The sequence below is a fragment of the Rhizobium bangladeshense genome, from assembly GCF_001662075.1.
GTDB lineage: Bacteria > Pseudomonadota > Alphaproteobacteria > Rhizobiales > Rhizobiaceae > Rhizobium > Rhizobium bangladeshense_B.
The window spans coordinates 201811-216286 of the sequence record NZ_LYPL01000013.1; the positions used below are offsets into that span (position 1 = coordinate 201811).

Below are 14476 nucleotides of genomic sequence, written 5' to 3' on the forward strand. Positions count from 1 at the left end.
ATGCGCGTTCTTGTCAAAGGGGCCGGCGTTGCCGGCCTCACCGTGGCCTGGCAGCTCTATCGCCACGGCTTCCGCGTCACCCTTGCGGAGCAGGCCGACAAGGCCGGCGCCGGCGCATCCGGCTTTGCCGGCGGCATGCTGGCGCCGTGGTGCGAACGGGAAAGTGCGGAGGAGCCGGTGCTGACGCTCGGTCGCCTTGCCGCCGATTGGTGGGAGGCAGCATTGCCCGGCCATGTCAATCGCCGGGGAACGCTTGTCGTGGCGGGCGGGCGCGATGCCGGCGAGCTCGACCGCTTTTCCCGTCGGACAAGCGGATGGGAATGGCTGGACGAGGCGGAAGTCGCAGCGCTGGAGCCTGACCTCGCCGGCCGCTTCCGCAGGGCGCTGTTCTTCCGGCAGGAAGCGCATCTCGATCCGCGACTGGCGCTCTCGGCCTTGGCAGCAGGACTTGAGGATGCCCGTATGCGTCTGACGTTCGGCGAGCCCGGCGAAGCGGATGTTGATCATAACAGGGTGATCGACTGCACCGGTGCCGCCCAGATCGGCCGGCTGCCCGGATTGCGCGGTGTTCGAGGTGAGATGCTCTGCCTCGAAACAAGCGAGCTCAGTCTCTCCCGCCCCGTTCGCCTGCTGCATCCGCGCCACCCGATCTATATCGTGCCGCGCGCAAAAAGCCGCTTCATGGTCGGAGCGACGATGATCGAAAGCGACGATGCCGGCCCGATTACCGCGCGTTCGCTGATGGAATTGCTGAACGCCGCCTACGCCCTGCATCCTGCCTTCGGCGAGGCACGGGTTACGGAAACCGGCGCAGGCGTGCGGCCCGCTTATCCCGACAATCTGCCGCGTGTGACACAGGAGGGACGCACCCTCCATGTCAACGGCCTCTACCGCCACGGCTTTCTGCTAGCGCCGGCCATGGCCGCAGAGGTCGCGCGGCGTCTTCTCACAGAACAAGGACAACCGGAAAGGAGGGCGTCATGACCTTCATCATCAATGGCGAGGAACAGGAGGTCGCAGCCGCGACGCTCGCAGATCTGCTTCTCGCTCTGGACTACGAAGGCGGGTGGCTCGCAACCGCGGTCAACGGCGAACTCGTGCACCGCGAGGATCGCGCCGATTTCGTGCTCAGCGAGCACGACCGCATTGAAATTCTCTCACCGATGCAGGGAGGCTGACATGCTGAAACTCTACGACGTCGAGGTCCATTCCCGGCTGCTGCTCGGCACCGCCCGCTACCCGTCGCCAGCCATCCTGGCGGAAGCCGTGAGACGCTCGAAGGCGGAAATTGTCACCGTCTCGCTGCGGCGCGAGGCCGCCGGCGGCAAAGCGGGCGGCGCCTTCTTCGAGCTGATCCGCGAGCTCGGCGTGCGGGTGCTGCCGAATACGGCCGGGTGCCACAGCGTGCAGGAGGCTGTGCTGACGGCGAAGATGGCGCGCGATGTTTTCCGCACCGACTGGATCAAGCTCGAAGTGATCGGCCATCACGATACGCTGCAGCCCGATGTCTTCGGCCTTGTCGAAGCGGCACGCATCCTGACCGGCGAAGGCTTCCAGGTCTTCCCCTATACGACCGACGACCTTGTCGTCGCCGAAAAGCTGCTGGAGGCCGGCTGCCGCATCCTGATGCCCTGGTGCGCGCCGATCGGCTCCGCCATGGGACCGGTGAACCCGATGGCACTGCGGTCATTCCGAGCGCATTTTCCTGAAGTGCCGCTCATCGTCGATGCCGGCATCGGCCGCCCGTCTCATGCCGCCGCCGTCATGGAATACGGTTACGACGCCGTTCTTCTCAACACTGCCGTTGCCGGCGCAAGTGACCCTGCCGCGATGGCCGAGGCCTTCGCACTTGCCATCGATGCCGGCCACCTCGCGCATGGCGCAGTGCCGCTGGAGCCGCGTGACATGGCCGTTCCCTCCACTCCCGTCATCGGAAAGGCCGTCTTCTCATGAAGCTCGACCCCTTCTATCTCATCGTTGACAGTGCCGAATGGATCGAGCGTCTCGTGCCGCTCGGCGTCAGACTCGTCCAGCTGCGCATCAAGGACCGGCCGGAGCCGGTGCTTCGCGAGGAGATCCGGCGTGCGAAAGCCGCCTGCGCAGCAGCGGACTGCCAATTGATCATCAACGACTACTGGAGGCTGGCGATCGACGAGGGATGCGATTTCATTCATCTCGGGCAGGAAGACCTGATGGCTGCCGATCTGGCTGCCATTCGCCGCGCCGGCCTAAAGCTCGGCCTTTCGACACATGACCCTGCGGAACTGGAAACGGCGCTGGCCGCCGCGCCGGATTATGTTGCGCTTGGCCCGGTCTGGCCCACGATCCTCAAGGAGATGAAATGGGCGCCGCAAGGCGTCGAACGCCTCGCGGACTGGCGGCGGCGCGTAGGCCCGATGCCGCTCGTTGCCATCGGCGGGATTACCGCCGAACGCGCGCCTGTGGTGCTGGAAAATGGCGCCGATAGCGCTGCCGTGGTCACCGACATCACTCGCAACCTCGACCCCGAGGCCCGCACGCGACAGTGGCTGGCCGTGACGGCGCCTTGGCGCTCTGGCGAATGAGTCATATACAGTTGATTGAAATATATTTCATCGCATGAATTTTATTGACAGGCGGGGAGCTTTGGGCTTACCTGCCCATACCGGATTTCGAGGAGGAAATCCGGGCTTCAACGCGATCAGCGGCGTCGTTTCGGCGCCCTCGGGCTTTTGGGAGGGGCTTCGGCCTCGAGGAGGACTTTTGCGCACTTTTCTCACGACGACCGCAATGGCGGTTATAGCAACAACCCTTTTTGCCGGCTCCGCGGCCGCCGCGACGGAGAATCCGTTCCGTTGCAAGCCCGGCGAAAAATACGTCATGAACGTCATGGTCTCGGGCGTCGAATACTGGTTCCCGGTTTACGAGATGTTCAAGCAGGCGGGGCAGCAGCTCGGCTGCGAGACGGAATATACCGGCACGCCGGAATATGACGTCAACAAGCAGATCGCCACCTTCGACCAGGCGCTGGCGCAAAATCCGGCCGGCATTCTCGTTCATCCGATGAACTCCGATCCGTTCATCGAGCCGATCAATCGCGCCATCGGCCAAGGCACCGCGGTCGTCACCTTTGCCGCCGACTCGCCGCTGTCCAAGCGTGTCTCGTTCATCACCTCGGACAATACCCGCGAAGGCACCTATGCTGCCGACGCGATCGCCGAGAAGATGGGCGGCAAGGGCGAATACGCGGTTCTGGAAAATCCCGGCCAGGACAACCACGACAAGCGCATCGCCGCCTTCATCGCCCGTATGGAAGAGAAGTGGCCTGATATGAAGCTCGTCGGCCGCGCCGCATCCAACCAGGACCCAACCAAGGCCTATCAGGGGCTTTCGAGCCTCATCCAGGCCAACCCGAACCTTGGGGCGGTCTTCATGCCGGAAGCGAACTCCGCGATCGGCGCCGCGCAGGCCAACAAGGAGACCGGCGGCAAGGTTCTCGTCATGTGCGCCGACGTCAATGCCAACATTCTCGACATGATCAAGGCCGGCGAAGTCTTCGGCTCGATCAACCCGAACCAGGGCATGCAGGGTTACATGGGCTTCATGCTGCTATGGCTCGCCAAGCACCCGGAACTGATCGACCCGATGAACGACGCCAAGCGCTCGGGCTTCAACCCGATGAGCATTCCGGTCGTCGACAACGGCCTCTCGATCGTGACCGCGGCAAATGCCGACGACTTTTACTGGGACAAGTACCTGAAGCATCGCGGCACGAAAGGCATCGAGGAATAAGGCCCCGACAGGCCATCCGCACTTTCGGTGCGGATGGCCGAGATGGAGAGGGAGGAAGATGATGGCGGAGCCCGTGCTCACCATTCATGGCATAACCAAGCATTTCGGGGCGGTGAAGGCGTTGACGGATGTCGACTTCACGCTCGAGCGCGGTGAAGTCCACGCGCTTTGCGGCGAGAACGGCGCCGGCAAGTCGACGCTGATGAACATCATCGCCGGCGTGCTGCAGCCGACCGAAGGCGAGATCCGCGTCGACGGCAAGGCAGTGCGCATTTCCTCTCCCGCCGCCGCCCAGCCTCTCGGCATCGGCCTGGTTCACCAGGAAATCGCGCTCTGCCCGGACGCGACGGTTGCCGAAAACATGTTCATGGCGGCAACCAACCGCCGCCGGGCGCCCTTCATGAATTACCGCGCGCTGGAGCGCGATGCGCAGGCGGTGATGAACCGGCTTGCCGCGATCGATGTCCGCCGCAAGGTCGCCGACCTGCCGATATCAAGCCAGCAGCTGGTCGAGATCGCCAAGGCGTTGACGCTCGACTGTCGCGTGCTGATCCTCGACGAACCGACCGCGGCCCTGACCGAGACCGAGGCGCAACAGCTCTTCTCGATCATCCGCGACCTCAAGGCGAACGGCATGTCGATCATCTATATCAGTCACCGCATGGCTGAAATCTTCAGCCTCTGCGATCGGGTCACCGTGTTCCGTGACGGCCGCTATGTCTGCACCGACCGCATTGCCGACGTGACGCCTGACGACGTGGTGCGCCGCATGGTCGGCCGCGAGATCACGCAGCTCTATCCCGACAAGCTCGATGCCGGCGAAACGTCAGGCGAGATCATTCTCGAGGTCGACGGCATTAGTGACGGGATGCGTTTTCACGACGTCAGCTTCGGCCTGCGCAAGGGCGAGATCCTCGGCATCGGCGGCCTTATCGGCTCCGGCCGCACGGAAATCGCCGAGGGCATCTGCGGATTGCGGCCGCGCACGGCAGGCACCGTCCGCCTGCACGGCGACGTGAGGCCGATCCGCGCCTATTCCGATGCAGTGAAAGCGGGCATCGTCTACCTGTCCGAGGATCGCAAGGGGTCGGGCGTCTTTCTCGAAATGTCCATCGCCCAGAACATATCGGTGCTGGATCTGAAGGCGCTTACCAATTCGGTCGGCCTGCTGAACGGCCGCGCGGAGGCCGCGCTTGCCGACGATTCCGCCCGGCGGTTAGCCGTGCGCATGAGCGGCATCGAGGCGCCGGTGAAATCGCTTTCCGGCGGCAATCAGCAGAAAGTGGCGATCGCCAAGCAGCTTGCGGTAAAGCCGAAAGTCATCCTGATGGATGAACCCACGCGCGGCATCGATGTCGGCGCGAAGGCGGAGATCCACCGTCTGCTGCGCGAGCTCGCAAGCGCGGGCATCGGCATCATCGTCATCTCCTCGGAAATGCCGGAGCTGCTCGGCCTTTCCGACCGTCTGCTGGTCGTCCGCGAGGGAGGCATCGCCGGCGAACTCGGTGCCGACGAGATGTCGGAAGAGGCCGTGATCCGCCTTGCTTCCGGCATGGGCAGCGCAAGGGCGGCAGACCATGCCGCGTGAAGAGAAAATGGGAGAGAGGGAAATGGCAATCGACACGATGGCAGGCATGCCCAGGACGTCGTCCTTCAAACGCATCGGCACGATGCGCGAGGCAGGGCTGATCGCGATCATCCTGGCGCTCGGCATCATCATGAGTTTCGCCTCGCCGCACTTCCTGACGCTCGGCAATTTCCGCGCGATGCTGATGAGCTTTTCCGTGGAAGGCATCGTCGTCGTCGGCATGACGATCCTGCTCATTGTCGGCGGCATCGATCTTGCGGTCGGCTCCGTCGTCTGCTTCGCGATGGTGCTCTCAGGCTCGCTCTTTCTCGCCGGGCTCGATCCGTGGACGGCCTCGCTTGCCGGCATTCTTGCCAGCGGCGCCATCGGCGCCATCATGGGCTTCTTCGTGACGGTCGTCGGCCTCAACCACTTCATCACGTCGCTGGCGGGCATGGTGATCGTGCGCGGCCTTTGCCTCATCATCACCAAGGGCACGCCGCTCTCGCTCTTCACGCTGCCGACCGGCTTCAAGGCGGTGGGGCAGGGCACGTTCTACGGCATTCCCTATGTCATCCTGATCTTCGTCGCCGTCGTCATGCTGTTTGATTTCCTGCTGCGCCGGGCGACCGCCTTCCGCAAGGTGTTCTACACGGGCAGCAATGAAAAGGCGGCGCTTTATTCCGGCATCAAGACGAATCAGGTGAAGTTCTGGGTGACGGTGCTGTGCTCGACGCTCGCCGGCGTCGCCGGTGTCATCTACATGTCCCGCTTCGGCGCTGCGACACCGACGTTCGGCGTCGGCATGGAGCTGAACATCATCGCAGCCGCGGTGATCGGCGGAGCCTCGCTCAACGGCGGCTCGGGAACCATCCTCGGCGCCATTCTCGGCATCGCGCTTCTTTCCCTCGTCACCTCGTCGCTGATCCTGCTAAATGTTTCCGTCTATTGGCAGGACATGATCAAAGGATGCATCCTGCTTGCCGCCGTATCCATCGACCATTTCCTGCACAAGCGGAAGGCCGCCTGACATGCCGATCGCCAAACTGAAACCCAGGACGACAGCCCCGCGCGAAGAAATCGTCATCGCCCGCCAGATGCACCAGGCGCTCGTCCTGCATTTTCTGGAAGGTCTGACGCAGGCGCAGATCGCCGATCAGCTCGGCATCTCGCACGCCACCGTCAACCGCCTCATCAAGCGGGGCCGTCAGCTCGGCCTGGTCGAGATCAAGATCAAATCGCCGATCGAACCGCTTGTCGATATGGAGGAGCGGCTTCTGGCGCTCGGCGGCATCAGCCGCGCGGTCGTGGTCCCGACGGTCTCCGACAATCCGCAGACCGCGCTGCAGGCGGTCGGCGAGGCGGCGGCCCGCCTGCTGCTCGAAGAAATCGCCGATGGCGACACGATCTGCATCACCGGCGGCAAGGGCGTCAGCGCCGTCGTCGCCGGCCTCCAGGCGCCGCGCCGCTTCGATGTCGAGGTCATCCCGGCAACCGGATGCGTGCAGGGCAAGCACTATACCGACGTCAACCACGTCTCGACCCTGATGGCCGACCGGCTCGGCGGGCGCTCCTACCAGATCCACGCGCCGCTTTTTGCCGATGACGCCGAGCAGCGGTCGATGCTGATCAATATGCGCTCCGTCGCCGACGTCTTCCGGCGGGCGCGGGAAGCGAAGGTCGCGGTGGTCGGCATCGGCTCGATCCTGACCGACGATTCGAGCTATTACGACTTGCACCCCTCCTCCAGCACCGATCGCGCGGCGATCGAGCGTTCGGGCGCCAGCTGCGAACTGCTCGCCCATTTGCTCGACGATCACGGCCGCGTCTGCGACTACAGCCTGAACCGGTCGCTGGTTTCGCTGACGCTGCCGGAATTCGCCTCGATCCCGACGAAGATCGGCGTCGCGAGCGGCCCGAACAAGGCCGGGCCGATCCTCAGCATCCTGCGCGGCAATCACCTCGATACGCTCGTCACCGACGAGGCGACCGGCGCGCGCATTCTTGAACTCGCATCCGAGGAAGGATTTTCCGCATGAGCGGCGAACAATTGACCCGTGAAATCGGCCGCTCCGGCGTCAAGGCCTCGGCCGTCGGCCTCGGTACCTGGGCAATCGGCGGCTGGATGTGGGGCGGCACGGATGAGGCGGAATCCATCGCCGCCATCCAGTCCTCGCTCGATGCCGGCGTAACCCTCATCGACACTGCGCCGGCCTATGGCCTGGGCCGATCCGAAGAAATCGTCGGCAAGGCGCTTGCCGGACGCCGCGACAAGGCGGTAATCGCCACCAAATGCGGACTGGTCTGGCATACGCAGAAGGGCAATCACTTCTTCGATCAAGACGGCAAGCCGGTGCACCGCCATCTCGGGCGGGACTCGATCGTTCACGAGGTAGAGGAAAGCCTGCGTCGCCTCGGCACCGACCATATCGACCTCTACATAACCCACTGGCAGGATCCGACGACGCCGATCGAGGAGACCGTCGCGGCGCTGGAAGAGTTGAAGCAGGCCGGAAAGATCCGTGCGATCGGTGCCAGCAACGTCAACCGGCTGGAACTCGAGCAGTATATCGCGACCGGCTCGCTCGATGCGATCCAGGAGCGGTTCAGCATGATCGATCGGCGGATCGAGGCGGACCTGCTGCCGCTCACGATCGCCAACGGCGTATCGACGCTCAGCTATTCCTCACTGGCGCTCGGCCTGCTTTCCGGCGCCATCGGGCCCGAGCGCGTGTTTTCCGGCGACGACCAGCGCAAGGACAATCCGCGCTTTTCCGTCGCCAACCGCCGCAAGGCCAAGAATTTTGCCGAGGCGATCCGCCCTGTTGCAGAGCACCACGGCGCCAGCATCGCGCAGACGGTGATCGCCTGGACACTGGCCCAGCCGGGCGTAACCTTCGCGCTTTGCGGCGCAAGAAACCCGGCGCAGGCGCTCGACAATGCGCGGGCCGGAACGCTTCGCCTTTCAACCGCCGATCTCGCGACCATCGAAACCGCCATATCGGCGCAGTTCGCCACCATGGACGCATAACGGACGCCATCATGAACCGACTGGAAACAATGAACGGGCTTCGCCAAAGCCTGAAGGTGGACGTTTGCGTCCTCGGCGGCGGCATCAACGGGCTCAGCGTCTTCCGCGAGCTGGCGCTGCAAGGCGTGGACGTGCTGCTCGTCGAGCAAGGTGACTATTGCTCCGGTGCGAGTGCCGCCCCCTCGCGCATGGTCCATGGCGGGCTGCGCTATCTGGAGAATGGCGAATTCAACCTCGTGCAGGAGTCTCTCGTCGAGCGAGACCGGCTGCTGCGCAACGCCCCCCATTATGTGGCGCCCTTGCCGACGACGGTTCCGGTTTTCGACGTCTTCTCCGGCCTCGCCAACGGCATCGTGCGCTTCCTCGGTCTCACCCGTCGTCCGAGCCGCCGCGGCGCCGTGGCCATCAAGACGGGCCTCGCCATCTACGATTTCCTGACGCGCAAGCGGGCGCTGATGCCCCGCCACCAGTTCCGTGGTCGCCGGGCGACGCTCTCAAAATGGCCGGCGCTCAATCCTGGCATTCGCAGCTCCGCTACCTATTACGATGCCTGGGTGAGCCATCCGGAGCGGATCGGCATCGAGTTGCTGCGCGACGGCCTGTCTGCCGGCCCGAATGCCCGAGCCTTGAACTATGCGACGATCGAGCAGGCCGGGGCGGGGGACTTCCTGCTGCGCGACGGCATTGCCGGGGGGACGTTTCGCATTCAGCCGACGCTGATCGTCAACGCGACCGGCGGCTGGATCGACATCGCGAATGGATCGCTCTTTCCCGAAGGCGCACGGCCTGCCCCGCTGATGGGCGGCACCAAGGGGTCGCACCTCATCATCGACAATCCCGCGCTCCGCGACATGCTCGACGGACACATGATCTATTACGAGAACGAGGACGGGCGCATCTGCATCCTCTTTCCCTATCTCGGCAAGGTGCTGGTCGGCTCGACGGACATTCGCGTCGATGACCCCGGCACTGTGCGCTGCGAGACCGACGAGCGCGACTATATCCTGCAGTCGCTTGCCTTCGTGCTGCCCGGCATTCGCATCCGGCCGGACGAGATCGTTTTCCAGTTCGCCGGGGTGCGCCCGCTGCCGGCCAGCAAGGACAGTTTTACCGGACGGATCCCGCGGGATCATTTCTGCACCGTGATCGCAAGCCATGATGGCGGCCCGCAGGTGCTCTGCATGATCGGCGGCAAGTGGACGACGTTCCGCTCCTTCGGTGAGCTGGCGGCCGACATCGCGCTGGAACGGCTCGGCCGGCACCGGCGCATCGATACGGCGGAGAGGGCATTTGGCGGCGGACGTGCCTTTCCCAAAGATGGCGGCGGCTGGGTGCGTGATCTTGCGGCCTCGACGGACATCCCCATCGATCGCGCCGCAATCCTCTTCGAGCGCTACGGCACCGATGCAGAGCATGTCGCCCGCTTCATCGCGGCCGGGCCCGACCATTCTCTGCCACATGCCGGCTATAGCCTCCGCGAAGTCCAATATCTGATCGGCGCCGAAGCCGTCGAGCATCTCGACGATCTGTTGTTGCGCCGCACGACACTGGCCATTTCCGGCGAGCTCTCGCTCGACATGGCTGACGCCGTGCTCGGCCTGCTGGCCGCCGAAAGAGGCTGGTCGGCCGAGCGCGCCGCCGAAGAGCGCGTCCGTTTTCTCACCATCATGCGCGAGCGCCACGGCGTCGCCGAAGCAACCCTTTCCGCAAGGAACGAACGAAGGAGTGAATTATGCGAGACAACCGCAAGGTCCGGATGAACCGGCTGTTCGGCAACGGCCGTTGCCTTGATGTGGCGATCGATCACGGAGTCTGCAACGAACCGTCTTTTCTCGACGGGCTGGAGAACATGCCGGCCGTCGTCAAGGCGCTGGTCGATGCGAAGCCGGATGCGATCCAGATGAATTACGGCCAGGCCGATCTGCTGCAGGATCTGCCCGGCAAGGACAAGCCGGCGCTCGTCATGCGCATCGATATGGGCAACCCTTATAACCGCATCCGTCACCGCGACATGTGGGCGGTGCTGCAGAATGAAGCAGAGCCGCTGGTCGGCGCCTTGCAGATGGATGCCGCCTGCGTGGTGGTCAACCTGTTCATGCTGCCGGATGAGCCCGATCTGTTTCGCCAGTGCGTGCAGAATATTTCGCGCGTCCGGGCGAACTGCGAGAAATACGGCATGCCGCTGATGATCGAACCGCTCGTCATGCAGCCGGTCACCGAACGCGGCGGCTACATGGTCGACGGTGATGCCGACAAGATCGTCACCTTGACGCGGCTTGCGCGCGAAATGGGCGCCGATATCGTCAAGGCCGATCCGACGACGAATGCGGAGGATTTCCACCGCGTGGTCGAGGCGGCACGATGCCCGGTGCTGGTGCGCGGCGGCGGCAAGGAGGATCTCGCCGCCGTCTTTGCTAAATCCGCTGCCTTGATGCGGCAGGGCGCGATGGGCATGGTCTATGGCCGCAACATCTACCAGCATGCCAATCCGAGCGCTGTCGTGCGCGGGCTGATGGCGATCATCCATCAGGATGCGAGCGGCGAAGAAGCCGTTGCGATCTATCGGCAAGGCTGAGACGCCGGAGCAATTCCCGGAAAGGCGTGAAGCGGTTTATCTTTGGAATTGCGTAAGCAATGACAGACCCTTGGGAGGGGTTCGCAATGGGAGACTATCTGTTGGGGCTCGACGCCGGCAACACCGTCATCAAGGCGGTGATCTTCGATCGCGCCGGCCGGGAAGTGGCCTATGCTGGGGAAGAGGGACATAGCCGGATGCCATGTCCCGGCCATGTCGAGCGGGATCTCGGCGAGCTTTGGGCCAACGCCAAACGCGTCATCCGCACCTGCCTCGACCGAGCAGGCATCGCTGCGGCTGATATCGCCGCTATCGGCTGCGCCGGTCACGGCAACGGGCTGTATGCGCTGGATCGAAATGGCCAACCCTTCCTCGGCATCCAGTCGCTCGATACGCGGGCGACCGGGCTCGTCGAGGAATGGGCGGCCGAGGCTGTCGGCGATCGCACCTATCCGATCGCCCGCCAACGGCCCTGGCCCTCGCAGACACCGACACTGCTCGGCTGGCTGAAACGTCATCGACCGGAGATTTTCCAGCGCATCGGCACGGTGTTCTGCTCCAAGGATTTCGTCGTCAACCGGCTGACCGGCGAGCGGGTCAGCGAGATGTCGGATATGTCGGGGGCAGGGCTGCTGGATCTCGCCGCCCGCCGTTATGACCGCACGTTGATGGAAGCTTACGGCCTTGGCGACTGCATGGACCTGCTGCCGCGGCTGATCGAAAGCGCGGACATCGCCGGCAGGGTGACGGAAGAGGTTGCCGTGGAGACCGGTCTTGCCGCCGGCACGCCGGTTGTCGGCGGGCTCTTCGACGTCGTCGCCTCGGCCCTCGGCTCGGGCGTCTCGCGCACCGGCAGCGCCTCGATTATCGCCGGCACCTGGAGCATCAACCAGGTCATCATCGAAGGGCCTGATCTCGGCGGACCCGTCTTCATGTCCTCAACCTTCGATCGCACGCGCTACATGGCGATGGAAAACAGTGCCACGTCGGCCGCCAATCTCGAATGGCTGGTGCGGGAATTTTTCGATGGTGAGCATGCGGAGGGCGTCTCGCCCTTCGACGCCTGCTGCGCACTGGCGGCGGAAATTCAGCCGACTGCCGACGATCCGCTTTATCATCCCTATCTCTACGGCGCCCAGCAGGACGGCCATGCGCGGGCCGGCTTCTACGGCATTGCCGGCTGGCACACCAAGGGACACCTGATCCGCGCCCTCCTCGAAGGTGTTGCCTTCGGCCACCGCCAACACGTCGAGACGCTCCGCGGAGCAGGGGCGACCTTCGACCAGGCGGTGCTGTCGGGCGGCGGATCGCGCAGTCGCCTCTGGCCGCAGATCTTTGCCGATGTGCTCGGCGTGCCGGTTTCGGTCGCCATCTCCAGGGAAACCGGGGCTCTCGGTGCGGCGATTGCGGCGGGAACCGGAGTCGGCTTGTTTGCCGACTTTACGGAAGGTGCGGATGCCATGGTGCGTATCGACCGGCACTATCGGCCGAATATCGCGCTCGCTGCGCATTACGACCGGCGCTACGCGCTCTACAATGACATAGCGGAAGCCATGGCGCCGCTCTGGCGGCGGCTTTCGGCAGCCGAACCTACGGCGACGGGAGCTGCAGCGTGACGATGCAAGGCAATGAAACGCCGATAGACGAGGGAAGCTACGACTACATCATCGTCGGCGCCGGCTCCGCCGGCTGTGTTCTGGCAAACAGGCTGTCGGCCGATCCGAAAACCCGGGTGCTGCTGCTCGAGGCCGGAGGCACGGACCGCTATCATTGGGTCCATGTGCCGATCGGCTATCTTTACTGCATGGGCAATCCGCGCACCGACTGGATGATGAAGACGGCCGCCGAGGCCGGCCTCAATGGCCGCGCACTGAACTATCCGCGCGGAAAACTTCTCGGCGGCTGTTCGTCAATCAACGGCATGATCTACATGCGCGGCCAGGCGGCCGATTATGACGGATGGCGGCAGGCCGGAAACGCCGGCTGGGGCTGGGACGATGTGCTGCCCTATTTCCTGAAATCGGAAGACAATTACCGCGGCACATCCGCCATGCATGGCGCCGGCGGCGAATGGCGCGTCGAGCGCCAGCGCCTTTCCTGGCCGATCCTCGACGCCTTCCGCGATGCGGCGGAAGAACTCGGCATTCCGAAGACTGATGATTTCAACGATGGCGACAATGAAGGCTCGGGCTATTTCGAAGTCAATCAGAAGGGCGGCCTGCGCTGGAACACGACGAAAGCCTTCCTGCGGCCGGCGATGAAGCGCGGGAATCTTCGCGTCCTGACGGGTGCTGAGACCGAGCGGTTGGAGTTCGACGGCAAGGCCCTTGACGGCGTGTGCTTCCGCCTCCGCGGCCGGCTCTGTATCGCCCGCGCGGCCCACGAGATCGTGCTGTCGGCAGGCGCCATCAACTCGCCGAAAATCCTGGAACTCTCCGGCATCGGCCGGCCGGAGGTTCTTTCGGCGCTTGATATTCCGGTTCGTCACCCCCTGAAGGGCGTTGGCGAAAATCTCCAGGATCACCTGCAGATCCGCACGGTCTTCAAGATCGAAGGCGCGCGAACGCTCAATCAGCTTTACCACAACCTCTTCAGCCGCGCCGGAATGGGCCTTCAATATGCCATCAACCGGTCCGGCCCTCTTTCCATGGCGCCGAGCCAGCTCGGCATCTTCGCCAAAAGCGATCCCGCCGTCGCCACGGCGGACCTCGAATATCATGTCCAGCCGCTCAGCACAGACCGGCTCGGCGAACCGTTGCACCGCTATCCCGCGGTAACGGTATCCGTCTGCAGCCTCCGGCCGGAAAGCCGCGGCACTGTACATGTCACGACACGCGACGCCAGCCAGCCGCCGGAAATCCATCCAAACTATCTTTCGACGGCCGGCGACCGGCTGCTTGCGGCAAAGTCCATCCGCCACGCTCGGAGACTGATGCAGACGAGGGCCATCTCCCGTTTCAACCCGCAGGAAATGCTGCCGGGCCGGGAATATGAGAGCGACGACGATCTGATCCGCCGCGCCGGCGACATCGCCACGACGATCTTCCATCCCGTCGGCACCTGTAAGATGGGCAGCGATCCGATGGCGGTGGTGGATGCGCAGCTGCGCGTGCGCGGCATGTCGAAGCTTCGGGTCGTCGACGCTTCCATCATGCCTGCGATCGTCTCAGGCAACACGAACTCGCCGGTGATCATGATTGCTGAGAAGGCGGCAGAAGCCATCATCAAAGGCGATTAGAGAGGACCATGCCCGCGCAACCAATCGGCCGTCGCGTCGCTCGATGCCCGCCGGAGCGTCTCTGCGTTGATATCTCGGTGGCGTTGGTTTTGGCGCAACGAGCACAGCACTGTTCGCCCCCATAATCGAGTTCCATAATAGAACTTACGCCAGATTCGCATGTAGCGGGGTGGGTTCAAGGATGAAGTGCGACTTGCGATAGATGCCAATGGGTTATCACTCGCAAGGAATGGCTGATGAGACGCACCTACTCCCAGATCGACATGGATGAACGTCGCAGGATCGCTCGCTGGC

Annotated in this window: 13 protein-coding genes; all 13 read left to right on the forward strand. The window is 63.9% G+C overall.

What is annotated here, in order from left to right:
- The 13 genes from thiO to A7X77_RS23970 all read left to right on the forward strand — a co-directional run bounded on the left by thiO (position 1) and on the right by A7X77_RS23970 (position 14182).
- On the forward strand, positions 1-984 hold the full coding sequence (gene thiO, locus A7X77_RS23910; RefSeq protein WP_245293786.1) for a glycine oxidase ThiO: 984 nt from the start codon (positions 1-3) through the stop codon (positions 982-984).
- Entirely contained in the window at positions 981-1178 is a 198-nt protein-coding gene (thiS, locus tag A7X77_RS23915; protein WP_064685323.1) for a sulfur carrier protein ThiS, read from the forward strand. The genes thiO and thiS overlap by 4 nt, the downstream gene beginning before the upstream one ends.
- Before the next feature lies 1 nt (position 1179).
- Positions 1180-1953 (forward strand): thiazole synthase, encoded by a 774-nt coding sequence (locus tag A7X77_RS23920; protein WP_064685324.1) that lies wholly within the window; start codon positions 1180-1182, stop codon positions 1951-1953.
- Positions 1950-2564 (forward strand): thiamine phosphate synthase, encoded by a 615-nt coding sequence (locus A7X77_RS23925; RefSeq protein ID WP_064685325.1) that lies wholly within the window; start codon positions 1950-1952, stop codon positions 2562-2564. Before A7X77_RS23920 ends, A7X77_RS23925 begins: the two co-directional genes overlap by 4 nt.
- Positions 2565-2742: 178 nt before the next feature.
- Positions 2743-3771 (forward strand): substrate-binding domain-containing protein, encoded by a 1029-nt coding sequence (locus tag A7X77_RS23930; protein ID WP_064685326.1) that lies wholly within the window; start codon positions 2743-2745, stop codon positions 3769-3771.
- A 61-nt stretch (positions 3772-3832) separates the two neighbouring features.
- Positions 3833-5359, forward strand: coding sequence for a sugar ABC transporter ATP-binding protein (locus tag A7X77_RS23935; RefSeq protein ID WP_064685327.1), 1527 nt, complete (start codon positions 3833-3835; stop codon positions 5357-5359).
- Positions 5360-5381: 22 nt separating this feature from the next.
- On the forward strand, positions 5382-6368 hold the full coding sequence (locus A7X77_RS23940) for an ABC transporter permease (RefSeq protein WP_064685328.1): 987 nt from the start codon (positions 5382-5384) through the stop codon (positions 6366-6368).
- A 1-nt stretch (position 6369) separates the two neighbouring features.
- The gene (locus tag A7X77_RS23945; protein ID WP_064685329.1) at positions 6370-7377 is read left to right on the forward strand and encodes a sugar-binding transcriptional regulator; all 1008 of its coding nucleotides are present in this window, start codon (positions 6370-6372) and stop codon (positions 7375-7377) included.
- Positions 7374-8369, forward strand: coding sequence for an aldo/keto reductase (locus A7X77_RS23950; protein WP_064685330.1), 996 nt, complete (start codon positions 7374-7376; stop codon positions 8367-8369). Before A7X77_RS23945 ends, A7X77_RS23950 begins: the two co-directional genes overlap by 4 nt.
- An 11-nt stretch (positions 8370-8380) precedes the next feature.
- Positions 8381-10129, forward strand: a complete 1749-nt coding sequence (locus tag A7X77_RS23955; RefSeq protein WP_064685331.1) for a glycerol-3-phosphate dehydrogenase/oxidase — start codon at positions 8381-8383, stop codon at positions 10127-10129.
- Complete coding sequence (locus A7X77_RS23960; RefSeq protein WP_064685332.1) at positions 10102-10944, forward strand: class I fructose-bisphosphate aldolase; 843 nt, start codon at positions 10102-10104, stop codon at positions 10942-10944. Before A7X77_RS23955 ends, A7X77_RS23960 begins: the two co-directional genes overlap by 28 nt.
- A gap of 86 nt (positions 10945-11030) precedes the next feature.
- Complete coding sequence (locus A7X77_RS23965; protein ID WP_064685333.1) at positions 11031-12560, forward strand: FGGY-family carbohydrate kinase; 1530 nt, start codon at positions 11031-11033, stop codon at positions 12558-12560.
- 2 nt (positions 12561-12562) lie between these two features.
- Positions 12563-14182, forward strand: a complete 1620-nt coding sequence (locus tag A7X77_RS23970) for a GMC family oxidoreductase (protein WP_156668152.1) — start codon at positions 12563-12565, stop codon at positions 14180-14182.
- The last annotated feature ends 294 nt before the right edge of the window (positions 14183-14476 follow it).